Genomic DNA, 26,073 nt, shown 5'->3' on the forward strand with positions numbered 1-26,073 from the left:
AATGAGAGGTATGCAGCTAAGCCGTACATGCTTTTTTCTTTTCCTGGGTGTATTGATTTCAGACCCTGTCCTTTTAAACGCACAGGCAACCAATTATGATTACTGGTGGAAGCGTATTGACTCCCTGGTTACCGAAAGAGGACTTTATAAAACTGCGTTGTTACAGGTTGATGGTTTATATAAAAAAGCAATTGCGGAAAAAGCCGAGGCACAACAGGTAAGGGCAATCGTATACAGAATTGACCTGATGGAACAACTGGAGGAATATAGTGATACGCTCGCTGTTCAGCGGCTCAGAAAAGAGGCCTTGACAGCAGGTGGAGCAAAAAAGGCATTGTTGCATACCCTGCTGGCAGATTACTACCTACACTATTATAACCGGTATCGCTGGCAGATTTATGACAGAACAAGAACGGTCGGTTACCAGAAAGAGAATATCCGCACCTGGGGAGTTGCCGATTTTCACCAGGCAATTGCACGGGAATATCATACTGCATTAGCAAATCGTTCACTGCTGCAGGCTACATCGCTGGCAAAGTATGATGCATTAATCCGGAAAGGCAATGCACGACGCCTGCGACCTTCACTTTTCGACCTGGTTGCATGGAAAGCTCTTAATTACTTTTCAATTGAACCGATAGATGTACCAAGAGCTGCGGACGCATTTCAACTTAACGACAAAAAGCTATTGGACCCGGCTTTGGAATTCGTGAAGCAGCGCGACAATAGTGGCGACTCGTTGAGCAATCACGCCAATGCACTCAGCCTTTACCGTGAGCTGATCCGCTTTCACCTTCCTGACAAAAACCCGGACGCCTTGATTGATGTTGACCTTAGCCGTCTGCAGTTTGTAAATAACAACGCCAACTTTGGCCAGAAAAAGCAAGCCTACCAGCAGGCACTGGAACACATTATAGAGAAGTATCCGGAAACAGCAGGTAGCGACCAGGCAGCATTTCTGCTTGCGTCAAGCTATGCTTACGACGAACCGGCAGACAATGTAAAAGCTGCTGCGATTTGTGAAAAGACAATTGCTGTAAAAAGAGACAGCGAAGGCTATATTAATTGCTACAACCTACTCCAGGAATTGCGCAGGGTATCGTTGAGCATTCAGGCAGAAAAGGTGAACCTGCCTGGCACTCCCTTTCGCAGCCTGGTCACCTGGCGTAATACCGAAAAGATTCATCTGCGAGTTATCAAAGCAACTAAGGAATTAAGAGATATTCTTGACAACCACCAGAGCTATGGAGATACACTGCGCTGGCACCAGTTACTGACCCAAAACCCGGTACGTGCCTGGATGCAGCAAATGCCGGTAACCAAAGACTATAAAGAACATCATGCTGAGATAAAAATTGATGCACTACCGGTTGGTGAATACTTTTTACTTGCTTCAAATGAAGAGTCATTCAGCAAAGGAAACAATTTTCTTGCTGCACAATTCTTTCACGTCTCAACAATCAGCTTCACGGGCAGAAACAATGATTATTTTGTTCTTAACCGGAACACCGGCCAGCCGATATCCAATGCCTCAGTGCAGGTATGGCATATGCAGTACGACTACGACAGGAGAAGGAATATGAGGCAAAAAGGCGGAAGTTACCGGACCAACGAACAGGGATACTTTCGTTATAATGAAAATATTAAAGACCGGGGTATCCTGCTTGAGATCAGCAAGGGTGACGATGCCTTGTTTGTGAGAGAAGACAAATATTATTGGGAATATACTCCGGGCAATAAACCGCAACCAGGAAAAGACGCCGAAACCGAAAAAGCGAGAGTTTACTTTTTTACAGACAGGAGTATCTATCGCCCGGGTCAACAGGTAAGCTTCAAAGGCATCGCAATAACGGAAGATAGCAAAACAGGTCAAAGCAGGATATTTGCCGGTCAGCAATCGACTGTATATCTCTATAATGCGAATGGCGAAAAGACAGATTCTCTGAAAATCACTACCAATGAGTTCGGCACTTATTCAGGTACATTTCAATTACCTGCTACAGGCCTTACCGGTTCATTCAGCCTGCAGGACCACCAGTTGAATGGTCAGCATTCATTCCAGCTTGAAGAATATAAGCGGCCTAAATTCTTCGTGGAATACAAACCGGTGGAAGGCAGCTACCGTGTAAACGATACGGTCAATATCCGGGGGTTTGCGCGAGCCTATGCCGGAAATGCAATTCAACAGGCACAAGTCAAATACAGGGTTACCAGGATTGCCCGATTCCCCTACCCCTGGAAAATTTCCTACTGGCCGCCACGCCGCATCTCACCGGTAGAAATAGTTAATGGCACTATGACGACAGCCAGTGACGGGAGTTTTATTATCCGGTTTCCGGCTGTGCCTGACGAGGCAATTGAAAAGAAATCAGATCCTGTTTTCGACTACCAGGTCAGTGTAGATATAACAGACCAGAATGGTGAAACGAGATCGGCGACCACAGTAGTGCCTGTGTCCTACAAAGCGCTGCAGGTTCAGCTAAGCATACCTGCTGAAATGATGCCTGTTGACAGCTTTGGCAAATTCAACCTCCAGACCCGCAATAACTCTGGAAACTTTGAGAAAGCAGAAGCAGACGTAAGACTCATACCGCTATTGTCTCCCGACCGGCTGGTTAAAAAGAGATATTGGCAACAGCCAGACCAGTTTGTAATGACGGAAGCTGAATTCGTAGGTGCATTTCCAAATGACGAATATGTGAATGAAAGCGATCCGAAAAACTGGAAGCCGGGAACTGAAGTATTCAGAACGGCCATTACAACCAGTTCAGATAACAGGGCTGCAATAGATGTTAAAAACCTGAAGGGCGGATGGTACCTGTTAAAGGCTTCTGTTGTCGACAGGTTCGGGGACACAGCAACAGATCAAAAGACCGTGTTCCTATATGACGCAAAATCCAGGCAGCTGCCAGTTCCTGCATATTATGTTTCAATGAAACAGAAGTCGTCAATTGAACCCGGCGAGTCTGCACAGGTGGTGACTGGTAGTAGTGCACCCGACATTTTCCTTGTTCAACAGATAGAAAACGTGGAGCGAATGAATAAAGACTCGTTATTGTCATTTTCTGAGCGTTTCAATATTATCAAACTGGATAATTCTTTGCATGCCCAAATCATAACGGCGAAGGAAATTGATCGTGGAGGTTTAGGCATGCACCAGTTTTTTGTGAAACACAACAGGTTGTTTGCTTTTGTGGAAGGAATTGCCATACCGTGGACAAATAAGGAGCTTGATATTTCGGTAAAAACCTATCGCGATAAAACACTTCCAGGGTCGCAGGAAAACTGGACGGTAAGCATCAGCGGCCAGAAGGGTGAAAAAGTTGCGGCAGAATTGCTCACAGGAATGTACGATGCTTCGTTAGACCAGTTCTACCCTCACCAATGGATGCAACCTTTGTTATGGCCACAGTACATTGCCCGCGGACAATGGCGAGGAACAAGCAATTTCACAAGCGTCATGTCGGTTCAGAATTATCCTGAAATACCAGTGCTGGAACAGAAGAGCAAAGAGTATGATGAACTGATTACTTTTGGAAGCCCCATGCACTCTCTCCAAAGAACATTAAGTGGTCGCGCGCCTGGTATTGCGATGCCCAGGGACAAGGCTGTTTCGGAAGAAGTTGGCTTTGCAGATAAAATGGTTGTAGCAAATGGAGAAAAGCAGGAAGACGAAGAAAAACAGGCTGAATTGCCAATGACACCCGAGCTCAAAAATGCCGGCACCGCAACACGTAAGGACTTCCGGGAAACCGCCTTTTTCTTTCCTCAGTTAACGGCTGGCAAAGACGGCAATTACCAATTCAGTTTTACAATGCCCGAGGCACTGACAACATGGAAATGGCAGCTCTTTGCTCATAATAAGGATCTTGCGCTGGGACTTCTTCAGAAAGATATCGTTACACAGAAAGAACTGATGGTTCAGCCGAACATGCCTCGCTTTTTACGTGAAGGAGACAGGCTTGAGCTGACAACAAAAGTGGTGAATCTCTCATCAAAAGAACTAACCGGGCAGGTGGAACTACAGTTAATAGATGCTACCACCAATCAACCGATCGACGGATGGTTTCACAATTTTTTTCCAAACCAGTATTTCACTGTTGCAGCGGGTGCTTCAGAACTCGTCAAATTCCCGATTGAAGTGCCCTATCTGTTTGACAAGGCACTCACCTGGCGACTGATTGCCCGTTCAGGCGACCTCAGCGATGGAGAGGAAGCATTTATACCGGTGTTGAGCAACCGACAACTGGTTACGGAAACACTGCCATTCTATTTAAGTGGCGCAGGAACCAGGAAATATTCCTTTGATAAACTTGTGGCCAGTGGCGCAAGTGAAACGCTGAGCAACAAATCCCTGACCATTGAAATTACCGGCAACCCGGCATGGAATGTCGTACAGGCGTTGCCATACCTTACCGAATATCCATATGAATGTTCAGAGCAATTATTCAACAGGCTGTATGCCAACCTACTCGCTGCAAACATAGTGGAGCGCCTGCCGAAGATAAAAGCGGTAATGGAGCAGTGGCTGACAAAAGACACCAGTTCCCTTTTGAGTAATTTGGAGAAGAATCAAGAGTTGAAACAGGTGTTGCTGGAAGAAACCCCATGGGTGCTGGAGGCAAAATCGGAGACAGAACAAAGGAAAAGGATTGCACAATTGTTTAACCTTGTGCAATTGGCTGCCGACCGGAATAAGATGCTTGCACAGCTTCAGGAAATGCAAACACCGAATGGCGGATTCAGCTGGTTCAAAGGCGGACCTGACGACAGGTTCATTACCCAATATATAGTAACAGGCATTGGTCATCTCAGGCATTTGGGAGCAGTTTCGAAAGACCCTGAAAGCCTGAATGCAATTGTCAATAAAGCGCTGCCATACCTGGATGCCCGGATCAGGGAAGACTATGAAAAGCGTGACAAAAAGAACACTGTACCTGCATACCTGAATTATTATGCAGTTCAATATCATTACATGCGCAGCTTCTTCCCGGAGAAGGGCATCCCCGGCAACCAGGTAACCGCTGCAAATTATTACCGGAAGGAAATGCAGCAGCTCTGGGCCAAAGGCAACAGGATGGCCAAAGCGATGATAGCGCTTGCACTTCATCGTACTGGTGATAAATATACCGCCCAACAGATTGTCAGGTCGCTGAAGGAAACATCTATCATCAATGAAGAGTTGGGTATGTACTGGAAGGAAAAAATCACGCCGTATTTCTGGCAGGACGCGCCGATTGAAACACACGCGGTGCTGATTGAAGCGTTCAGCGAAACAGGTAGTTATCCAAAAGAAGTGAATTCCCTGAAGACCTGGCTGCTCCGTAACAAACAGACGAACCGGTGGTCATCGACAAAGGCAACAGCCGATGCCTGTTATGCACTACTATTAAGCGGCGTAAACTGGCTTGAAAATGAACCGAAGGTCAGTGTTCAATTAGGAAGCGTGACAACCGTAAAATCAGATGCGGCAGAAGCGGGCACAGGCTATTTAAAAAAGACCATACCGGGAACCGCTGTATTCCCGGAAATGGGAAATATAACAGTAATAACCGAGCAACCTTCCGCAGCAGCTTTACCTGTCTGGGGCACTATTTATTGGCAATACTTCGAGAACCTCGATAAGATCAAATCATCAGCTTCCACTCTTCGGCTGAGGAAACAGGTAATGGTTGAAAGGATGTCAGCTTCCGGACCGGTTTTGGAGCCAGTTCAGGAAGGCATGCAGTTAAATGTCGGAGACAAAATAAAAGTGCGTCTTGAGATCGTTTCAGACAGGGCGATGGAATACGTACACTTGAAAGACATGCGTGCAAGTGCCCTGGAGCCGGTTAATGTAATCAGTGGATACAAATGGCAGGGCACACTTGGGTACTACGAAAGCACAAGAGATGCCAGCACAAGCTTCTTTATCAGTTACCTGCCGAAAGGAACACATGTGCTCGAATATCCCTTATTCTTAACACATGCTGGTATATTCAGCAATGGAATCAGTACAATTCAATGCATGTACGCACCTGAATTCAGCAGTCACACTGAAGGAATAAAAATTGTCACAGAGTGATGATGAAAAAATAGATTTGCAGGATGCAGGTGAACACAATCATCATAGGCCAGGGCTTATGCGGAACATGGCTCAGCAAATGGCTGACAGATATGGGGCAGCAGGTCATGGTTATTGATGAATCCAAACCGGTCACATCTTCGAAAATTGCGTCAGGGGTCATAAACCCTGTTACAGGGAGGGTGCTTGCACGGACATGGATGGCCGGGCAACTCCTTCCCTTTGCGCTGGAAGCCTATGAACAGTTCGGTCAACAGCTGGACATTAACTGTATTCGCACGGTTGACATACTCCACAGCTTTCCTACGGCACAAATGCGCGAGGCCTTTGACAAAAGGTTGCCGGAAATTCCGGAATACCTGACTTACCCGGAAAATGAGGAGAAATGGAAAAAGCTGATGGAGATTCCATTTGGCCTCGGAAGCATTCATCCCGCATTGTTGATCGACCTGAACCTGCTTTTGAATGAATGGCAAAAGCGATTGTCACGTGACCGAAGCCTCTTGCAGGAAACATTTGACCTGTCAGCCCTGTCACTCAAAAATGGTTTGGTATCGTATAAAGACGTTAAAGCAGAGAGAGTTATATTCTGTGACGGAATCGGAAGTTTGCACCTTCCATTTTTCAACCGGCTTCCATTTTCTCCCAATAAAGGTGAAGCACTTTTACTAGAGATAGAAGAATTGCCTGCCAGCCATATTTACAAAAGGGGTTTGTCAGTAGTTCCTTTTCCACATTTCAATTCCGCAGCAGATGACCGGTATTTCTGGGCCGGGTCAACATATGAGAATCGTTTCAAAGATGAACAGCCCACCGCTGCATTTCGCACACGTACGGAGCAAGTGCTGCGAGACTGGCTGAAAGTGCCTTTCCGGGTTGTGGATCACTGGGCGGCAATAAGGCCGGCAACAGTGGAAAGACGGCCTTTTGCGGGCATGCATCCGGTTTACCCCCAGCTGGGAATTCTTAACGGGACGGGAACCAAAGGCTGTTCGCTGGCACCCTGGTTTGCAAAGCAGCTAGCTGACCAAATTGTGCATGGCACACCAATTCAGCCGGAAGCAAGCGTGGCAAGGTTTTCCGGAATATTATCGGCATGAATTTTTATTTTTGTCGCTGAAATTTTTATAAATGGCAAGCAACAGCATGTATTCAATTCCGGAGCGCTTTCGCAGGATCGAAAACCTCCACATCGTATTCTGGCTTATCAAAGACATGAGTTGGGCGATGCTCTGGAGGCCATTGGGCATCGCCATGATCTTTCCTACGTTGATAGTGGCGGTACTTATCACATGGCAAACCAGGAAACTGAAATCGGAGTTATATCATAATCTTGCTGTTTTGTTCTGGATCCTCGCCAACTGTTACTGGATGATTGTTGAATTCCTGGACGCACCTGACCACTATCGTTACTATGCTGCAATTCCTTTCGGCATCGGGTTTACTTTTATTGCAGCATATTACCTGCTTGTAAAACCTGCAGAAAAGAAAAACCAGAAAACAATCATGATTAATATTGAGGTGCCGGAAAATACCGTAAAAGTTGCTAATGCAGGATGAGTTCATCGCCAATCCTGAGTTCTCCGCTGCCATTATGTAAAAGGTTTTGGCCAAATAAAACCTTTTTGTTCATGCTACGGTAAGAAGCCAGTGTTTTTAGCGGATCCTTGCCTTTAAGAGCAGTTTCCTGGTCAATCGTGGTGATAACACAGCGTGCACAAAGCTTCACCCCATAAAACCGGATCCCGTTAATACTAAACTCTTTCATTTCGTCTTCCTGGAACGGTGCACCGCCGGAGAATACGATATTCGGACGAAAGCGATTTATTGGCACAGCTTCAACCATCCTGCTATTGAGATCGTCCAGCGAAGCCTGCCCGATCAGCAAAAAAGGATAGCCATCAGAAAAACCGGTAATTTCATTTCCTGATGCATATTCAGGATCCACCTTTCTTATGGAATCATCAGGCATATACACGAGGCGACAATTAATTCCCAGGATCGAAGAGAACCACATATCGGCAGCGTCAGAAACTGTCAGTGCAAAGCAGGTATCGTCCCAAACCACAACGTTCATTAATTCTGCGGAAACCGGCTCAAATGGAACATCAATATATCTTGACGGATCAGGTTTATAGAATACTTTCAAACCGCTTTCCTGCAGCTGAACACGAAACAATGCCATCGCGGGAATGTCACGTTGCGTAAAGAACATTCCCTGCTGATCAACCAGCATCCAGCGCCTGTCATGCTGAAAACCACGCTCAGTGACTTTTGCAACATCGACCGGGATTCCCCCGAGTGACTTTACCGGGTAAATAAACAGTTCACTTACGGTTAGCATAATTCTGATTATGCAATGATACCTTTTTCCTGTCGCATGACTTACATTTGAATCAGAATCTTCAAATATGAAACCCACACTGACTATTGAATATTGTCCGAAATGTAACTGGTTACTCAGGGCGGCTTATATGGCACAAGAGCTGCTTACAACATTTGTTGACGAAATCAAATCGGTGACACTGGAACCAAGTGAAGTGAATGGACGTTACACCATTAGCATTGATGGGAAAGTTGTGTTTGACCGGAAGTCTTTTGGCGGTTTCCCGGAAATCAAGGAAATCAAACAAATCGTACGGGATGTTGTAAATCCGGAAAAAAATCTTGGACATGCAGACACTCCTCCCCACAGGGAACACTAACCTGGACAAGCTGCAGCCGGTTGTATTGTGTGGCGGACAAAGTACCCGCATGGGTACGGATAAGGGACTGATCAAACCCAAGGATATTACATGGGTACAACAAAGCGTTGAATTGTTGTCAGCTATTACAACCCCTGTTTTGATATCGGTAAATCCGCAACAGGTATCTACTTATAAAACTGCCATACCATCAGGACAGCTGATAGCAGACGATCCTCTCTTAATCATCGCAGGTCCGCTTCACGGCATATTGAGCATCCACCTTCAGTTTCCCGACCTGGATCTTCTCGTATTGGCCTGTGATATGCCCGTGATGAACCTGGAAGTTTTAAGCCTGCTTACAGCTCAGTACCAGCATCACCGGGAGTTTGAAGCCTTTGTCTTCAGAAACGGTGAGGAAACCGAACCGTTATGTGCGATCTACACCGCAATAGGTCTTGCAAAAATTTACGGGCAATTCAAGGCAGGCGGTCTCCACAGGCATAGCATGAAAAACATGATCAGTAAACTTGACACGTGCTTCATTGCAGTGCCGCAGCACCTGGCATTCAGTTTCCGGAACATAAATGCGCATTCCGAGCTGAATGGATTATAGTCAGGTTTCCTGGTAACCGAGTGATCGAACATCGACCTGGCGATATTCAGACTTCGATGCATCACATAACGAGCATGCATAAGTGTCCGGTAGTGAAATAAATGGCACTTCCTTGTCGCAGTAGACGGTGAGACATTCGCCACACTGGTAGACAGTAACGGGAGCAGAAGAAACATCTTCCTTTGAAGGTTGTTTTACCCTCGGTACGGAAACCGGCTTTTGCTGGTAATATGCAATTACCGCACGTCTCAATTGCTCCGGTAACAGCCACCGTGGATTATTTTTGCTGTAAATGAAACCTGTCCTTTGATTAGGATTGTAATCCTGGGCGCACAAAATATCATACGTATGAAAGAGTCGAAACCTTCCGATCTTCAGTAAAGGTCTCCTCCGAACAAGAATACTACTGAAAACCTCCGACTTATTTCTTGTTTTAATGCCTATACACAGACCAAATGTCCTGATATCATCTTCGTTAAGGCGCCTCACGAGGTAATGCTTCAGCTTAAGTCCATCCGCACAGTTATCTTCCACCTGGAAATTGAGCTCATTAGCCGCATGCCGCACGTTGACCTGGTACCTGCCGAGAAGGTCATTCCACCATTCACGATCTTTCTTATCAATATTTTTAATGATGAGAGATTTCCATGGCGTTGAACAGATCTGGCCTGTTTTGGTATCGAGACACAACCGGCAAACCGCCTGGAGAAAATCGACCGGGAAAGTTTCATCACGCTGATAAATACCGAGCCAGTATTTGTTGTTGTACCGGTTAAACCCTTCGTAATAGGGAAGATTGAATGCCGGCAGCACTGCTGCCCGCGAAGCTTTACGGGTAAGAAAGGCAGAGGATGCGAGATAAGAAAACAGCAAGTCACCATCGGGAGACGCATGGTGAATAAACTTATCAGCATGTTTAAAAATCAGCTGTTCGATGTGGCGGCTCATCCGGGCGAGATCGTTCGTGTACACCAGTTCGTTCGATTCATAGACAATATTTGTCTTGGGAAAACGAATGAAGCAATACCAGTAATGAGGGGAATCACCTGCAGCAACCCAATTGATGTTGCCGGTAAGCATGGGAGTAAAGCTTTGATTGCTGTCAGACACATTTATCTTAAGCTCCGGCAAGTAGTCGAAGGAATCCAAAATATCCCTGTACACCCCTTCACTCAGCCATGTATCATGAATAAACACTTCCTCCGCAGGGTAAGAGCTCATAATATTCGGATGGCTGTCCAGCCCACGGAAATACGGAACATTTAACATGGATAACTGCCTGCAGAACTCAATATAATTTTCTTTTACCACTTCAATGACCAGTTGCTGCCGGAGCCCGAACCTGACAAAAGTCACACCGGCATTCCTGCATGCCACGAGAATGTTATATAGATCCCCAGGCGAAATGATGCCACCACGAAAATTGATCGCAATTATACCGGTGCTTTTCATAATGCGAGTTTTTCCGGGAGATAATTAATAAGTCCAAATTCCTTTATGGCAAGTGGAAAATTCCTGTTCTCATGACCTGGCCTGCACAATTTCAGCAATGCAAATCTTTGAAGCCTGGTAAGCCGGCTCCATGATCTTTTATCGATTACCAGGCCGTAGAGCTTCACATGATCCTGGAGCGAAGAAGGAATCACCTGGCAATTATCCCATGGCGGATCTGTGTCAACAGGAATTTCCACAGGAGCTTCACCGGTCGTCCGCAAAATAATGGTAACCAATAATTGCCTGTAAAAACGTTTTTCTGCAGGCAGATAACATTGCAGGGTAGCCAAAGCGTAACGTTCTTCTACGGTACACCTGCTCCACGCGGCCAGCGACAATTTGATACCAGCCAGGTCTAGTTTGAGCCGAACGGTCATGGGTATGCAACGAATATTCTCTTCGACAAAATCAGACTCAAACCGGAAATATTCCATTGTATTCATATCGGTCAGCTTTTAAAATTTTCAAGTATTGATTTCACTTCAGGCCTGCAGCTTCCGCAGCCCATTCCCGCCCCGGTTAACTGGCACAACTGAACCAGGTCGCGGCATCCCTGCTCAATTTTTGCTGCCAGGTTGCCTTCACCCACATTACTGCAACTGCACACCAACTTTCCCAATACGGGCTCTGCGGATTTTCCTGAGCGCAGCAGTTGAAGTCTCTTTTCACTTAATTCTGTCTTCTGTTGAATCAGGTCCCTGAATTCCAGGAATTCTGATTTATCACCGATAAGGATGGCACCAACGAGCCTGTTGTTGTGCACTATACATTTCTTATAATACCGGAGCGCCCGGTCAATGAAAACCACTTCTTCAAACGCGGGATCATCAGGACATTCAGCCATGCCCAGCGAACAAAGATCGGTACCATGCATTTTAAGGATATTCATCAGCAACGAACCATCATAGTAACCGGAAATATCTCCATTTACAAACCTGGCAACTGTTTCTGCCTGCTGTTCGGCCGCGGCTGTAATCCCATATAAAAACCCATTGAACTCGGCGATCTCTCCTATTGCAAAAACAGACGAATCGTTGGTCTGGAGGTATTCATTCACTACAACACCTCTTTTACAATCGATCCCTGAATTCCTGGCGAGATCGATGTTGGGAACCGTACCTATCGCAATGACCAGTGCCTGGCAACTGATAAGCAGTCCGCTTTTTAACCTGATGCCTTCTATCCTTCCCGATCCCAGGCACCTTTCAATTTCATCGTTATAATAGATATCGATGCCTTTTGCAGTAAGTTCCTCATGAAGCAGCTGACTGCCTAGCGGATCAAGCTGTCGATCCATTAGCCGGGATATCCGCTGGATAATGGTAACCTGCATACCTGTCTCCCTTAAAGAAGCCGCGAGTTCAATTCCCAATAAGCCCCCGCCGACAATAACCACATTCCCTTTTGACATTTCGAGGTGGGACCTGAACGCATCTGCATCACTTCGGCTTCGCATACTGAATATTCCTTTCATGTCGGGAAGATCACGAAGCGTCGCAGCCCTGCTTCCTGTAGCTATTACCAGGAGATCGTAACAGTGCGTTTCACCATTACTGTCAGTTACCGTTTTATTTGCACGATCGATAGTTTCTATGCTAACACCACGATGAAGCCTGACCTTATAATCTGCTTCTTCCTTTTCGGTCATCTTTACCAGGCCGTCCCAATGCAATACGCCACTTATGTAGTCCGGTAACAATACCCGGTTGTAAAAAGGATAATTTTCCTTGCTGAAGACCTCAATCTCATCATCTGAGTTCAGCGCCCGGTAGCTTTTAACAAACCCGCAGGCGCCGGCGCCGGCACCGATCACGACAATCTTTTGAATTTGTTTTGCGAATCTGCAAATTTGTACCGCACTGTATTTAAAATCAGGCTCTTTGCTGATGGGGTCAACCAGGTTATTGGTCAGGTTATTCGCCCTGTTCAGATCGCTGTTCAATACCTGGCCCCAATGCATGGGCATAAATACCACTCCCTTTTTTATTGAATGCGTGAGCTTTGCCTTAACACGAACATTTCCCCGCCTGCTTGTCACTTCAACTATATTATTATCCAGTATTCCTCTTTCAGCCGCATCATCCGGGTGTATTTCCAGGAAAGCATCCCTGACATGCTGCTTCAGCCTGCTCACCTTTCCTGTTTTCGACATGGTATGCCATTGATCACGGATCCTGCCGGTCGTTAATACGAGCGGGTATTCAGTTGTGAGTGTTTCACTTTTATTATGATCAGGAAAGCTGTGTATGACAGCTTTTGCAGAAGGAGTAGAGAACTTTTTATCCAGAAATATCCTAGCTGTTCCATAACCATCCAGGTGCCTGAGATATGGCCACTGGACAGATCTTTTTTCACGCAGCAATTCATGATCAACGGCACTGATGTCGATATTGGTTCCTTTAGTGAGGGCTGCGTGTTCACGGTAGATCTCAGCGGGAGAAGTGTAGTCAAATCCCTCAAAACCCATTTTTGCGGCAAACCTGCAAATGATCTCCGAATCAGGCAACGCTTCACCCGGTGGTTCCATAACTTTTTCCAGCAGACTGATCCGCCTTTCGGCATTGGTCATGGTCCCTGTCTTTTCTGTCCATCCCGCGGCAGGCAATATGACATCAGCGAATCCGAGGCTTTGCGGTTTATTACTGATGTCCTGTACTACAACAAACTTCGCCCGGCGCAACGCCTCTTCTGCAAATCTTGCGTCTGGCAGACTCACGAGTGGGTTTGTGCACATGATCCATATTGCTTTGAGTCTACCGTCATGTAAAGCATCAAACATTTCCGTTGCAGTAAGTCCGGGTGTGGAAGCGATTTTACCACCGCCCCAGAATTTCTCAACATACTCACGGTGACGGGCATTGGAAAGGTCACGATGTGCGGGTAAGAGGTTACTAAGTCCGCCAACCTCCCTTCCCCCCATAGCGTTTGGCTGACCTGTAAGAGAAAATGGTCCTGAACCCGGTTTCCCGATCTGGCCTGTAACCAGGTTTAAGTTAATAAGAGAAAGGTTCTTTTGCACACCGACCGAACTTTGGTTCAGTCCCATTGTCCACATAGTTAGAAATGACCTGGCTTTACCAATCATTGCTGCGGCCTCCCGGATCTCGTCAGTACCAAGCCCGCAGATTGCTGCAGCTTCTTCGACAGTGCGGGCGAAAACGTTTTCGCGGTATTCTTCGAACCCTTCCGAATGGTTTTCTATAAACGAGCGATCAATGTCGCCATTTTCAATAAGACATCGGCCTATAGCATGGTGAAGTGTAATATCTGTTCCTGGATTTAACTGGAGGTGCAGGTCAGCCATGGTGGCTGTTTGGGTAATGCGCGGATCACTGACAATGATGCGAAGGTCCGGGTTGGCAAGCCTGGCGGCTTCCACTCTTCTCCAGATGATCGGATGGCACCATGCCGGGTTTGCACCGGCAACGAAAATACATTCGGCCAATTCGATATCATCATATGCGACAGGTACCGTATCCTCACCCAGGCTCATTTTATATGCGGCTACTGCAGAACTCATGCAAAGCCGGGAGTTTGTATCTAAGTTATTACTGCCGATAAATCCTTTCATGAGCTTGTTCACCACGTAATATTCTTCAGTCAGGCACTGTCCGGACGCGTAAAACGCAACGGAATCCGGACCATATTTTTTTATCAATGTTGTAAATACTGCTGCTGTCCTTTCCAGTGCGGTGTTCCAGGTGACCCGGTGTTTTGGCAGATTACGGGCATAACGCATTTCGGGATAAAGCAACCTGTCGGACTGGTCGATCAGTGTATGGTGCAGGTTCATGCCTTTTGAACAGAGCATGCCTTTGTTAACAGGATGTTCAGGATCGCCTTTAACGGTGAGCCTGCCCTGGCGGTCCTGGTCTACAAGGATCCCACATCCAACGCCACAATAACAACAGGTTGTTTTAAAAGTCATATCAGAACGTAAATAGTAAAAAATAAAAGGCCGGTCAGGCACGGGCAGCCTCGGTGTCGGTGCTGAGCTCAACGGCTGCAGCTTCTTTAGAAGCCAGTTTGAAAACAAACACAATTACACCTACCGCGAATACACTTCCACCGAGATAGAAGAATGCATCAGCATAGGGATAGGCTTTGAACAGGAAACCGATCAGCATAGCACCGATATTCCCCCCCGCACCGACTATGCCGGCAACACTACCTATAGCTTTAGGATTTATAAATGGCACCATGCTGTACGTGGCACCGTTAGCCATTTTCAGGCAGAGACCAAAGAAAAACATGAGAACAATAGCCATACCCAACGCACCTGCTTTAGCGAAACAGATGATCCCGAGGCCTTCCAGCAGCAGCAATACAGTAAGCAGGTTTAGTTTACCGCCGAAGCCAAATCGTTTCCCGACTTTGTCGGACACAATCCCGCCTAACGCACGTGCAAATACATTTATCCACCCGAAAATACTGGCCAGGAGTCCTGCGATGATCAGGCTTGCCTTATAGTCATCGTGAAAGAAAGTGGCTGCATAATTATCCACCGTTATTTCTACACCGAAACAGGCAGCATAGGCTATCGTAAGTACCCATGTGCGATAATCCTTCAAAGCAACCAAAAATGTATTTTCTTTTTTTGCCTTTGGATCTGCAGGTAGTTCGTCGAGATTTCCTGCAGGTGTGTCTTTCGTGTACCGGAAATAAATAAAGGCCATTACCAGTAGCAGAAAACCAGGGATGATCATGGCAACGCGCCAGCTGTTCTCGTTGCTTACCCATCCCATTGTCACCATTCCCGCTGCAATAAGTGGCATAATGATCTGGGTTGCGCCACCACCAGTATTTCCCCATCCACCAGTCACTGCATTTGCAGTACCTTTAATGTTGGAGGCAAACATAACAGACGTGTGATATTGTGTCAATACAAACGAAGCGCCTATCACACCTATGGCCAAACGAAATATCAGGAAGGATAAATAACTGTTACTCAAACCGATCAACATCACGGGAAGAGAACAGATTACCAGCAATGCGGTATACGTTTTTCGTGGACCCCATATATCGCAGAGCCGGCCGACAATCAGCCTGGCCAGGATGGTTGCTGAAACAGCCGCTATTCCAATATTTCCTTTCTGTGCCTTTGTAAGATGGAGTTGTTCACTCACTAGTGGCATAAGTGGTGCAATGCCGAACCAGGCAAAGAAACAAACAAAAAATGTCAGCCACGTAATGTGAAATGTTCTCATCTGAACTCCCCTGAGACTGAAAATCTTTAACCGCTCCAGCGGCAAATGATTGCTATGCGTATGAATTGTTGACATATTGTAATCTCTTTTAGGTGGGTGATTATTTTACCTGTTGCGGTTCTTTATAAAAAAAATCAGGCGTGAAACGAAGCATGGCATAAAACCAGGTACCTGTTTTCCGGAAGTTAGCTGCCGCCAGGTCACTTGATGCCTGCCCCTTTGCAAAAGGCATGTTATCTGTTGCAAACATGAACGAATACCCCAGCTCAATAAAGGTGAACCGGTTCACATAATAGTTGGCCAGCAAGTCAAATTCGTTTCCCAATTTTTTTCCGACCTGCTTTCCATCAGCTTTTTTCATGGGCTGATGTAGACCGAAATGATGAACATCAAATACCGCAGAAAATTTGCTGGTTGCAAACCTGGTCTTTACGAATAAATTATTAAGTCCTCCGGTCGTTGAGCCGGTACCCACATAGAAATAATCCATATACCCCCAATGGCGGTGTGGCGTTCCATACAACGGATCAAAACGGTTATCCTTTGACGTTAGTTTCGTTGCATCATTCCCCGACAACAATTCGAACCCGGGTGTAAAGCTCCATCCGCCTGACTGATAAATTCCGGACACCGCGAAGTGATAAGCCTTTAGCCGAACACCGTCGCGATTATTCCCTGTTTGTGCATAGTATGCCGCCTGGAGGGAAAATTTATTTTTGGCAGATACATTTCCAAACGCATGATTTACCATGAGGCCATAAGTTGTGCGACTATTGCTTCCCGAGTAATCAAAAGAATCCGTAACATTTCCTGAAACAAATCGTCGTCCATACACGAAGCCTTCATTATCGTTTCCTACAGAATCGATCCGGTACCGGCTGAAGCGGTCGTTAAAGAAGAGTGCGGAAATCTTCGTTCGATTGAACGTCTTATTCACATACAGGCTCCAGAACGATTTATACTGCTGGTTTGCTGCATTGGTTCCAGGTGGATTGGCATAAGCAACCATACCTGTGCGTGAACTGTTATTTGCTATGCTTCCACCCGCAGTCAAAGGAACAATGCCTGCCGGGGTTGGCACCAGCATCCCCTTTGAATTCCTGATGGTTGGTGGCAGGTTTCCCGGCACGTATCCCGTACCAGTATAATTAAATGCATCTGTATTCTGATTGAATGCATAACCGAGATCGACCTGCCAGCCATGGTGCATCGCTTTCAGCAAAGCCATATCATGACGTCGGCCTTGTTGCGCCCAGTCGAGGTTACCGATCAACCGCGCATCGTCATAATTCAACTCCTGTCGACCGATTTTCAGGGAAAGCAGATCTATCAGCCGGATCTTTATGGTGCTGTCCGCTTTATTTAACAACGTGAAATCAACCCAGCCCTCATGGAGGCTAAGCCGGTTTCCGTCTGCGGTTGTAATTGTAGAGGCATCCTGTCCCCAAACACGCACATCCTGGATAGCTGCTCCGAATACCAGTCGGTTCCATTTGTAGCCGAAGTTAATCCTGGTCCGCTGGGATGTAAAGACCGCAGGCTTTGATCCTTTTGGTACGAGGTTACCAAATCCACTTCTGATTTCAGTACGGGTTCTCAACTGTGCGGAAAGCGAGATCTGAGCTTTTGTTGCCAGGCCTGAAGTAACACAAAGCAGGCAGGTGAAGAAGTACTTTTCGGGTGGGACTTTCTTCATAAATTTGTGCAGTTTTAGGTTGTCAAACAATTTAAAATGCGACCCCGTCCAGAGCTCCAATTCTAACGGGGTCTTATTATTCCGGATATTAAGCGGACTTACCCGGCTTCCATTCCGATGAATACCTTCTCCCCTACAAGCTTTACCGGGAACGTCTTTATCGCACATTCGTCACCGTTCAGGCATTCACCGGTTTTCAATGAAAAAGTCTTCTTGTGAAAGGGACACGCCACTTTTGGTTCTTCGCCCTGTGCACCGATCATGCCCCTGCTTAAGACCATTTGTCTACGGTGCGGACATTCATTCTGTGTTGCAAACCATTCATTTCTGCGGGTGAAATGAAACAATGCCACCTGCTCATTTTCGAACTTTACGCAAACGCCGCCATTCTCCGGCACATCCGAAACATGGCAGGCAAAAAGCCAGTTAATAGTTGTTGTTACTATCATGATTGAACATTTTAAATTTTGGGCCGGCGGGACATAAAAATCCCCGCCCGACCCTGGCAAACAATCGGGAGTTGATGAAATTTACTTCCATTCAGCAGCGCGCTTCTGTTCGCGCAAAGCCGTAAATTGAACGGTAGGATCTTTTTCTTCCGGGGCGTTAATAAAGTGATTGAAACGCTTCCTTACTTCAGGATTTTCAACAGCTACCTTCCATTCGCATTCGTAACTATCGACGAGCGACTGCATTTCTGCTTCCCACTGCTGCGCCATACCAAGACTGTCGTTAACCACTACATTCCGGAGATAGTCTATGCCACCGTCCATTTTGTTGAGCCATGTTGCAGTCCTTGTTAATGGATCAGCAGTTCTGATGTAAAACATAAGGAAGCGGTCGATGTACCTGATGCAGGTGTCACTGTCCAGGTCAGAGGCAAGTAACTTTGCGTGCTGTGGTTTTGATCCGCCGTTGCCACATACATAGAGGTTCCATCCCTTTTCTGTTGCGATTATCCCGAAATCCTTCGACTGTGCTTCCGCACACTCCCGGACACACCCGCTGACTGCCGACTTTATTTTATGTGGAGCACGCAGTCCCCTATATCTTTCTTCAACCCGGATAGCATAACTTACTGAATCATGAAGACCGAACCGGCACCAGGTGCTACCAACGCAACTCTTCACCGTGCGGAGCGCTTTACCATAAGCGTGGCCGCTTTCGAAACCTGCTTCGATAAGTTCTTCCCAAATCAGAGGAAGATCTGAAAGGTGCGCACCAAACATATCGATCCGCTGACCACCGGTGATCTTGGTATAGAGATTGTATTTTTTTGCAATGCTGCCTATTACTATCAGTTTGTCCGGCGTTATTTCGCCGCCCGGTATCCGTGGCACAACTGAGTAGGTGCCACCTTTCTGAATATTTGCCAGAAAGCGGTCGTTGCTGTCCTGTGCAGTGTCGTTTCCCTTCTTGAGAATCATCTCTCCCCACAGGCTGGCGAGCACTGAAGCTACTGCCGGTTTGCAGGCCTCGCATCCATGACCGGTCCCGAGGTTATCGAGAACTTCATCATATGTTTTGTAACTGTGGATTTTTACCAGGTCATACAATTCCTGGCGGCTGTATTGAAAGTGTTCACAAAGTATATTCCTGATATATTTTCCTTCTGCATGCATGGCATGGACCATCAGGTCCTTGATCATCGGGATGCACCCGCCACAACCGGTGCCTGCTTTCGTGCACTTCCTGATCGCTTCCACGGTTTCACAACCGTTGCCGGTAACCGAAGAACAAATCTGCGCTTTTGTAATTCCTTCGCAACTGCAGATCACTGCATCTTCCGGCAATGCCGTTACGCCGGCGCCCTGATCACCACCTGCGACGCGGGAACCAAATATCAGTTCACCTGCATCCGGAGGAAGGACGAGTTTGTTTTTGCAAGTCTGCAGTAACATATTGTAGCTGCCTGCTTCCCCTACGAGGATACCGCCAAGCAATGTCTTTCCGTCGGCCGAAATATTGAGGCGTTTGTAAATACCCTGGAGGGAGTCTTCCATAACAATCGTCCGAACATTCTCACCGGAAGCAAATGGATCTCCGAAACTGGCAACATCATTGCCGATCAGCTTCAGTTTTGTACTCATATCAAAGCCCGTGAAAATCTTTTCTCCCTGCAGGATGTGACTGATGGCGACCTCGGCCATATCGTAGCCTGGTGCCACCAATCCATAGATCATTTCATCGAACAGGGCACACTCTCCGATTGCATATATTTCAGGATCGGAGGTCTGCATATGCTTATTAACAACGATACCACCTCTTGTTCCGGTTTTAATTCCTGCAGCGCCGGCCAGTTCATCCCTGGGCCTGATGCCGGCTGAGATGACAAGCATATCAACTGACAACCGTGAGCCATCACTGAATCGCAGGCCGCTTATCGCCTGCCCTCCTTCGATCGCTTCCGTGCCTTTATTTGTATGGATGGAGATTCCCAGCTGCCGTAAGCGCGTTTCCAGGACACTGGATCCGTTGGAATCAATCTGGCGTGGCATGAGACGGGGAGCAAATTCGATCACATGAGTTTCTAAAACACCCAGGTCAATCAAAGCTTTCGCTGCTTCGAGCCCCAACAGTCCGCCCCCAATCACGGCCCCCGTACGGGCTTGTGGTGCCCAGTCGCGCATCATCTGCAGATCTTCTATAGTGCGGTAAAGAAAAACGCCTTGTTTTTCCACGCCACTTATAGCCGGCACAAAAGCCGCTGATCCGGTCGCAATAATGAGGAAATCGTAAGGCACAACTAAGCCGAAATGGGAAATTACCGTCTTGCTGTGCCGGTCGATCCGGTGAACAGGATCGGAAAGATAGAGGGTAATGTTATTGTCGGCGTACCATGAACTGGGCGCCAGTGAAAGATCATCAGCCGATTTTCCGTTGAAAAATTCACTGAGGTGAACCCGGTCATATGCCGGGCGGACCTCCTCCCCAAAAACAGTGATCTGGAATTGCGCAGGATGAGTACGGGAAACCAGCTTTTCGCAGAATTTATACCCTACCATACCGTTGCCAATAATTACAATCCGCATACGACGATTTTTTTAAATACTGAATCAATCGATGATACCGGTAATTATGGCAAGCAATCGTATTGTTATATATTATATATAATAAAAAAATTCACAAAAAACTAAATTAAGTGCTTCAAACATGACTGGCATCATGAAATTATTGATGTTTTTCCACTTTTGCAACAAACAGACGACAAATTATTATATATATTATTTTATTTAATCTTTCATCTTGTGTGAAGGCAGCCTTAAATTGCATAACTAATCCAGCGCCTCATTCACATTATTATAATTTAATATTAGATGCCAGGCCGCCCTTTCGCTTCAATCCAGGAATTATGAAATCCAGCAAGAATTCATGTAATCTTAACAGCTGCTTCTTTTGCCGGGGATGCCTTAAGGAATGGCATCCTGCCATCGCCGCAAACAAGACGACCTTTCGTATCAAAAAGGGTGAGGACATATTCCGGGAAGGAGATTCCGTTACCGGCATTTATTTTCTGGAAAGAGGATTGGTAAAAGTGCACAGGAAGTGGGGCGACACTAAAGAACTTATCATGCGGTTTGCAAAGGACGGCGATATTATTGGCCATAGGGGACTCGGCAGTGAAAACGTATTCCCCGTGACCGCCACAGCGCTTGAAAACGGAACTGTCTGTTTCATCCCAATGTCATTTTTCCACACGACATTGAAAGTGAATCATGACTTCACATATGAGCTGATGTTATTTTACGCCCGCGAATTACAGCAATCAGAAAAGAAAATGCGCAACATGGCGCATATGCCCGTGAAAGGACGCCTCGCTTCCGCTTTGATTCAATTAGAAGCGAAGTTCGGAACCGGGGAAAACGGTTTTATAAATCTTCAACTCACACGGCAGGACATAGCATCCTATGCCGGCACTACTTACGAAACAGTATTTCGTATCCTGCAGGAATTCTCTTTAAACAACTGGATAGAAACGAACGGCAAACACTATCGCCTGATTGACATAAACCAGTTAAGCCAGCTTGCGGAAATGCCTGGCTAAGCGGCAGCCAGCCTGCTAATCAGCACTGCATAAGGATCCTGCTTCAACAACCTCGTCATCGCATCATATAATTCCGGCAGTTCATTGTGGAAGCGTACAGGGTTCTCGAAAAAGACTTCCACGCTTACAGCCCAGAATTCATGATAGTTCGTGGCAGCATAGTCGCCTAACAATGTCTTACGCCCTTTCTGCATTTCCTGGAACACCGGGCGTGCTACTTTCGAATAATGCTGGAATTCCTTCTTAAAGTGACGATCCTCATCTGTTTTGGTTATGAAGTTAACATAAGCCAGCGCATGCGCCATTTCATGAAGTCCCACATTACTGCTGTCTTGCGCACTTCTTATACCCTGGAGAAAATTATCCCATGACAGGTAGATTCCAGAACTGTCAACATGCCCCATAAATGGAAGGGAATAATAACCATAATGGTAGTCATGCTGAAGTACGTAGATATCACGGAAATAATTAAGTGAAAAATTCTCCAGGCCAAGAGTAAGCTGTGCGGCTGTTGCGCTGATGAGAACCGGCATTTCATCCGATTTTTCAACACCTACGTAATGAAATTTTTTTGACCTGTAGAATAAATAGGTCCTGATCAGCCATTTCTGCTGCGTTTCAAGATCAACCTTGTTAAAATACCGGATGTTGGAAGAAATAAGAGAACGAAAGTAAGTTTCATGCTGCTCAAAGCCTTTCCGGCGACGGTACAGCAGAAACCTTTGCAGGCGACCGTGCATTACATCAAATGCAAAGATGATACAGAACACCAGCAAACAAACGAAAACGATTTCCATAAAGTCTTCTTTTTGTGGTAAGAAAATCGATACTGTTAATGCTGGTTCTACACAGTGTATGGATGATCAACGGCCTTTCAGAGTAGGAGATTGTACGGATTAACTGGAGGTTGCAATTGAGGGTATAAATCCGGAAACAAGATATAAAGACAATTTGAACTTTAAAAGCCTTTGCAGTTTTTTCATTTACAACTTCGTAGAAATACTATGAACCGGCCGCTCACTGTACATGATTTCAAGAGGATCCTGGTTCAGCAGTTTACACATACTTTGATACAGTTCCGGCTCCGCAAGCTTCATCATCATAGGCTTTTCAAAAAAGGATTCCGCAGACACTGCCCAGAATTCATTGAAGTTGGTTCCTGCATATGTGTCGAGAAGGGCAATTTCACCATCTTTCATCTTTCTGTAGATCGGTCTGACGTTTTCAACATATTCATTGAATCGTTTCCTTAGTTGCCTTGGCATTGTATATGGATCTGAAAAAAAGCCAAATGAAAGCGCATGTGCCATTTCATGAATACCAACATTATGTGCATCGTTGTAATCCTGGTACCCCTTCATGAAATGTTCCCAGCTCAGATATATTCCTTTGCTGCTGACATGCCCCTGGAAATAATGCTGCCTGAGGGTCATCCGGTATGCAGTTCGGAAAACATAAATGCGGTCAAAATAATCGAGCCGGAAATCGTCCAGCCCAAAGGTAAGCTGGATTGCAGCCGAACTTATCATTAACGGGATAAATGGGTCCGGCTCCAACCCCTGATATTCGAACTTCTTATAATACATGAAAATCCGCGTTCGTTCCAGGAACACCTGCTGACTATCCGGATGAAGAGAGCGGTAATACAGGTTATGCGCCAGCAACCATTTATGCTGTTGATCCTGGCTATCTTTTCCGGCTTCTGAATAAAGCACTGGAGGCAAAAAGCGGTCCCTTTTCATCCTTCTTATGTCATAACGGACATAGTGCCACCCCCACAAAACCACTACCAGGAGGCTGCTGCTACTTATTATCATTAAAGTTGTGAACATGTGATCATCATTTCCATTTGCCGGACACCCGCTATAGATTACCTTTGCCCCTCATTCGAGAAGACCGAAAATATAAATCTCTATGTATAGAACGCATACCTGTGGAGAATTAAGAGCAACAAACGTAAACCAGGTAGTTACACTTGCCGGCTGGGTACAGACCATCCGGAAATTCGGCAGTATCACTTTTGTGGACCTGCGGGACCGTTATGGCATCACCCAATTGCTGTTCGGGGAGTCTTTGATTTCGCTGCTGGACGAGCAACCGCTTGGAAGGGAATATGTTATACAGGCAACAGGAACCGTTGTGGAGCGGACTAATAAGAACCCGAACATGCTTACGGGCGACATCGAAATTGAAATTCAAACCTTCGCAATATTAAATAAAGCCGTTACCCCACCTTTCACCATCCAGGATGACACAGACGGGGGGGACGACCTGAGGATGAAATACCGGTACCTTGACCTTCGCAGGAATGCAGTGAAACGTAATCTGCAGTTACGTTATGCCGTTAACCGGTCGGCACGTAATTACCTCCATGAAAACAACTTCATGGACATTGAAACTCCCTTCCTGATCAAGTCAACGCCGGAAGGCGCCCGTGACTTTGTAGTACCCTCAAGAATGAACCCGGGCCAATTCTATGCCCTGCCGCAAAGTCCGCAAACTTTTAAGCAGCTCCTGATGGTCAGCGGTTACGACCGTTATTACCAGGTCGTAAAATGCTTCCGTGATGAAGACCTGCGGGCCGACCGCCAGCCGGAGTTCACGCAGATTGACTGTGAAATGAGTTTTGTGGCTCAGGAAGACATCCTCAACATGTTTGAGGGACTGATCAAACAGATTTTCCTTGATGTAAAAAACATCGACTATAACCAGACGATAGAGCGGATGACGTGGAATGATGCCATGCTGCATTATGGAAACGACAAGCCTGATATCCGTTTCGAGATGAAAGTGGCAAATCTGAAAACCGTTTTCGAAGGCGAAACCGGTAATGCGGCTGCGACTTCCCTCTTCGAAAATAGCGGCTTCAAGGTTTTCAATGATGCAGAAACCGTTCTTGCCATTTCCGTTCCCGGCTGCAGCGAGTACACGCGCAAACAGACGGATGAACTGACGGAGTGGGTTAAGCGTCCCCAAATTGGAATGAATGGGCTTGTGTATATCAGGTGCAATACCGACGGCACCTATAAAAGCAGCGTAGATAAATTCTTTGATGAATCCAGCCTGAAAACACTTGCAGACATCTGCGGTGCAAAAGTCGGTGATCTCATACTTATCCTTGCCGGTCGTGAAGAAAGGACCAGGAAGGCTACCAGCGAACTGCGGCTGGAAATGGGCGAGCGTCTTGGATTGCGCAGAAAGGATGAATTCAAACTGCTCTGGGTACTCGACTTTCCGCTGTTTGAATATGCTGAGGATGAAAATCGCTGGGTAGCCCGACACCATCCGTTTACCGCGCCAAAGCCGGATCATATTCCGGTTATGATCGGTAACGATCCCACAATCAACAATCCGGCAGAGTATCTCAGCCATCCATACGCGAACATTAAAGCAAATGCTTATGATATGGTCCTGAATGGAAATGAGATAGGTGGCGGATCCATCCGGATATATCAACGCGAGCTTCAGGAAAAAATGTTTGATGCCTTGGGAATGAGTCGCGAAGAAGCCCTGCACAAATTTGGCTTTCTCCTTGGTGCGTTCGAATACGGCGCTCCGCCTCATGGTGGCATTGCCTTTGGGTTTGACCGTCTCTGTGCAATCCTCGGTGGAAGCGAAAGCATCCGCGATTTTATTGCATTCCCGAAAAACAACAGTGGAAGGGACACGATGTTGGATGCTCCTGGCAGCATAGACGAAAAACAACTGACAGAATTGTGCATCCAGCTGCAACCGACCCAATAACTAAAACATGAAAAATCTGATCCTGTACAGGGTACTGACCTACCTGTTGTTTGCGGTAGCCGGCCTGATGAGCTTCACGCTGCTTGCCACTATCATGGCTGCCCTGGCCAATCCGGCTTTATTATTCCTTGTTTTTATCATAGCATGTGTAATCATCTACACCTATTGCAGCTGGCGTTTTCTAAAACGAGGAATTGACGCTCACCTGTACTGCAAACCCTCATTGCGCGACCTTATAAAAGTTAATGGGTATGGAAGCATCGCATTCTCCATCCTGTTCGGATTCGCCAGTTTCACAGTGCTGACCAATCCACAGTTGATGGAAGCGGCCCTGGAAAACGCAATCAGCATGCAACAGGCAGCTGTAGAAGGAATGGAAGACAGCATGCGTAGAAGCATGAATATTGTCCTCAAATTCCTGTTGGTATACAGTGTATTGTTACTGACTCATATCATTATAACGTTCCGATTGTTAAGGACGCATGCGGATGCGTTCCATGCACATTAAGCATAAGTAAGGAGA

The 26,073-nt window shown here is 46.4% G+C and carries 18 protein-coding genes; 8 read left to right on the plus strand and 10 right to left on the minus strand.

The genetic code is table 11. The features are described 5' to 3' along the window. Window position 1 precedes the first annotated feature (1 nt). Genes OI18_RS22720 through OI18_RS22730 form a run of 3 tightly spaced genes read left to right on the plus strand, consistent with a single transcriptional unit; the run spans window position 2 to window position 7,624 of the window. Window positions 2–6,064 carry an alpha-2-macroglobulin family protein gene (locus OI18_RS22720; protein ID WP_082038098.1) on the plus strand — a complete coding sequence of 2,021 codons (6,063 nt, stop codon included), beginning with the start codon at window positions 2–4 and terminating at the stop codon, window positions 6,062–6,064. 23 nt (window positions 6,065–6,087) lie between these two features. Continuing rightward, window positions 6,088–7,164 carry an NAD(P)/FAD-dependent oxidoreductase gene (locus OI18_RS22725; RefSeq protein WP_039144417.1) on the plus strand — a complete coding sequence of 359 codons (1,077 nt, stop codon included), beginning with the start codon at window positions 6,088–6,090 and terminating at the stop codon, window positions 7,162–7,164. A 31-nt stretch (window positions 7,165–7,195) separates the two neighbouring features. Then, window positions 7,196–7,624, plus strand: a complete 429-nt coding sequence (locus OI18_RS22730) for a hypothetical protein (RefSeq protein ID WP_052273501.1) — start codon at window positions 7,196–7,198, stop codon at window positions 7,622–7,624. Here the strand turns inward: OI18_RS22730 and OI18_RS22735 are convergent. After that, the gene (locus tag OI18_RS22735; RefSeq protein WP_039144596.1) at window positions 7,611–8,408 is read right to left on the minus strand and encodes an MOSC domain-containing protein; all 798 of its coding nucleotides are present in this window, start codon (window positions 8,406–8,408) and stop codon (window positions 7,611–7,613) included. The two genes, OI18_RS22730 and OI18_RS22735, sit on opposite strands and share 14 nt — an antisense overlap. 67 nt (window positions 8,409–8,475) lie before the next feature. On the opposite strand from OI18_RS22735, the gene OI18_RS22740 reads away from it, so the two are divergent. Both OI18_RS22740 and OI18_RS24085 read left to right on the plus strand, forming a co-directional pair. Beyond that, window positions 8,476–8,769 carry an Rdx family protein gene (locus OI18_RS22740; protein WP_039144419.1) on the plus strand — a complete coding sequence of 98 codons (294 nt, stop codon included), beginning with the start codon at window positions 8,476–8,478 and terminating at the stop codon, window positions 8,767–8,769. Continuing rightward, complete coding sequence (locus OI18_RS24085; protein ID WP_082038099.1) at window positions 8,738–9,364, plus strand: molybdenum cofactor guanylyltransferase; 627 nt, start codon at window positions 8,738–8,740, stop codon at window positions 9,362–9,364. The genes OI18_RS22740 and OI18_RS24085 overlap by 32 nt, the downstream gene beginning before the upstream one ends. Here the strand turns inward: OI18_RS24085 and OI18_RS22755 are convergent, their stop codons facing one another. The 7 genes from OI18_RS22755 to nirB all read right to left on the minus strand — a co-directional run bounded on the left by OI18_RS22755 (window position 9,365) and on the right by nirB (window position 20,793). Further along, a complete protein-coding gene (locus OI18_RS22755) occupies window positions 9,365–10,816 on the minus strand; it encodes a hypothetical protein (protein WP_039144421.1) in 1,452 nt (483 codons plus the stop codon). Next, the gene (locus tag OI18_RS22760; RefSeq protein WP_052273503.1) at window positions 10,813–11,301 is read right to left on the minus strand and encodes a nitrate reductase associated protein; all 489 of its coding nucleotides are present in this window, start codon (window positions 11,299–11,301) and stop codon (window positions 10,813–10,815) included. The genes OI18_RS22755 and OI18_RS22760 overlap by 4 nt, the downstream gene beginning before the upstream one ends. 5 nt (window positions 11,302–11,306) lie before the next feature. Beyond that, entirely contained in the window at window positions 11,307–14,786 is a 3,480-nt protein-coding gene (locus OI18_RS22765; RefSeq protein ID WP_039144423.1) for a nitrate reductase, read from the minus strand. A 34-nt stretch (window positions 14,787–14,820) separates the two neighbouring features. Then, window positions 14,821–16,140 (minus strand): NarK family nitrate/nitrite MFS transporter, encoded by a 1,320-nt coding sequence (locus OI18_RS22770; protein ID WP_039144425.1) that lies wholly within the window; start codon window positions 16,138–16,140, stop codon window positions 14,821–14,823. Between the two features lie 25 nt (window positions 16,141–16,165). Beyond that, entirely contained in the window at window positions 16,166–17,761 is a 1,596-nt protein-coding gene (locus OI18_RS22775; protein ID WP_052273518.1) for an alginate export family protein, read from the minus strand. 98 nt (window positions 17,762–17,859) lie between these two features. Then, window positions 17,860–18,210, minus strand: coding sequence for a nitrite reductase small subunit NirD (nirD, locus tag OI18_RS22780; RefSeq protein WP_039144428.1), 351 nt, complete (start codon window positions 18,208–18,210; stop codon window positions 17,860–17,862). Between the two features lie 81 nt (window positions 18,211–18,291). Further along, window positions 18,292–20,793: a nitrite reductase large subunit NirB gene (nirB, locus tag OI18_RS22785; RefSeq protein WP_039144431.1), complete on the minus strand. Its 2,502-nt coding sequence runs from the start codon at window positions 20,791–20,793 to the stop codon at window positions 18,292–18,294. 320 nt (window positions 20,794–21,113) lie between these two features. On the opposite strand from nirB, the gene OI18_RS22790 reads away from it, so the two are divergent. After that, window positions 21,114–21,806, plus strand: coding sequence for a Crp/Fnr family transcriptional regulator (locus OI18_RS22790; protein ID WP_039144434.1), 693 nt, complete (start codon window positions 21,114–21,116; stop codon window positions 21,804–21,806). On the opposite strand, the gene OI18_RS22795 is transcribed toward OI18_RS22790, so the two are convergent. Together OI18_RS22795 and OI18_RS22800 are read right to left on the minus strand one after the other, a co-directional pair. After that, window positions 21,803–22,603 carry a zinc-dependent peptidase gene (locus OI18_RS22795; RefSeq protein WP_039144435.1) on the minus strand — a complete coding sequence of 267 codons (801 nt, stop codon included), beginning with the start codon at window positions 22,601–22,603 and terminating at the stop codon, window positions 21,803–21,805. The two genes, OI18_RS22790 and OI18_RS22795, sit on opposite strands and share 4 nt — an antisense overlap. Window positions 22,604–22,789: 186 nt before the next feature. Further along, entirely contained in the window at window positions 22,790–23,638 is an 849-nt protein-coding gene (locus OI18_RS22800; RefSeq protein WP_082038100.1) for a zinc-dependent peptidase, read from the minus strand. Between the two features lie 82 nt (window positions 23,639–23,720). On the opposite strand from OI18_RS22800, the gene aspS reads away from it, so the two are divergent. Then, entirely contained in the window at window positions 23,721–25,550 is a 1,830-nt protein-coding gene (aspS, locus tag OI18_RS22805) for an aspartate--tRNA ligase (RefSeq protein WP_039144441.1), read from the plus strand. 7 nt (window positions 25,551–25,557) lie between these two features. Then, window positions 25,558–26,058, plus strand: a complete 501-nt coding sequence (locus tag OI18_RS22810; protein ID WP_039144443.1) for a hypothetical protein — start codon at window positions 25,558–25,560, stop codon at window positions 26,056–26,058. Window positions 26,059–26,073 lie beyond the last annotated feature (15 nt).

Source organism: Flavihumibacter solisilvae (genome assembly GCF_000814475.1).
Lineage (GTDB): Bacteria > Bacteroidota > Bacteroidia > Chitinophagales > Chitinophagaceae > Flavihumibacter > Flavihumibacter solisilvae.

Bases quoted from the DNA above. Each gene is read 5' to 3' on its own strand.
- nirB (WP_039144431.1), bottom strand. From the start codon at position 20,793: ATGCGGATTGTAATTATTGGCAACGGTATGGTAGGGTATAAATTCTGC.
- aspS (WP_039144441.1), top strand. From the start codon at position 23,721: ATGTATAGAACGCATACCTGTGGAGAATTAAGAGCAACAAACGTAAAC.
- OI18_RS22735 (WP_039144596.1), bottom strand. From the start codon at position 8,408: ATGCTAACCGTAAGTGAACTGTTTATTTACCCGGTAAAGTCACTCGGG.
- OI18_RS22770 (WP_039144425.1), bottom strand. From the start codon at position 16,140: ATGTCAACAATTCATACGCATAGCAATCATTTGCCGCTGGAGCGGTTA.
- OI18_RS24085 (WP_082038099.1), top strand. From the start codon at position 8,738: ATGCAGACACTCCTCCCCACAGGGAACACTAACCTGGACAAGCTGCAG.
- OI18_RS22800 (WP_082038100.1), bottom strand. From the start codon at position 23,638: ATGTTCACAACTTTAATGATAATAAGTAGCAGCAGCCTCCTGGTAGTG.
- OI18_RS22765 (WP_039144423.1), bottom strand. From the start codon at position 14,786: ATGACTTTTAAAACAACCTGTTGTTATTGTGGCGTTGGATGTGGGATC.
- OI18_RS22760 (WP_052273503.1), bottom strand. From the start codon at position 11,301: ATGAATACAATGGAATATTTCCGGTTTGAGTCTGATTTTGTCGAAGAG.
- OI18_RS22795 (WP_039144435.1), bottom strand. From the start codon at position 22,603: ATGGAAATCGTTTTCGTTTGTTTGCTGGTGTTCTGTATCATCTTTGCA.
- OI18_RS22720 (WP_082038098.1), top strand. From the start codon at position 2: ATGAGAGGTATGCAGCTAAGCCGTACATGCTTTTTTCTTTTCCTGGGT.
- OI18_RS22740 (WP_039144419.1), top strand. From the start codon at position 8,476: ATGAAACCCACACTGACTATTGAATATTGTCCGAAATGTAACTGGTTA.
- nirD (WP_039144428.1), bottom strand. From the start codon at position 18,210: ATGATAGTAACAACAACTATTAACTGGCTTTTTGCCTGCCATGTTTCG.
- OI18_RS22730 (WP_052273501.1), top strand. From the start codon at position 7,196: ATGGCAAGCAACAGCATGTATTCAATTCCGGAGCGCTTTCGCAGGATC.
- OI18_RS22755 (WP_039144421.1), bottom strand. From the start codon at position 10,816: ATGAAAAGCACCGGTATAATTGCGATCAATTTTCGTGGTGGCATCATT.
- OI18_RS22790 (WP_039144434.1), top strand. From the start codon at position 21,114: ATGAAATCCAGCAAGAATTCATGTAATCTTAACAGCTGCTTCTTTTGC.
- OI18_RS22725 (WP_039144417.1), top strand. From the start codon at position 6,088: ATGCAGGTGAACACAATCATCATAGGCCAGGGCTTATGCGGAACATGG.
- OI18_RS22810 (WP_039144443.1), top strand. From the start codon at position 25,558: ATGAAAAATCTGATCCTGTACAGGGTACTGACCTACCTGTTGTTTGCG.
- OI18_RS22775 (WP_052273518.1), bottom strand. From the start codon at position 17,761: ATGAAGAAAGTCCCACCCGAAAAGTACTTCTTCACCTGCCTGCTTTGT.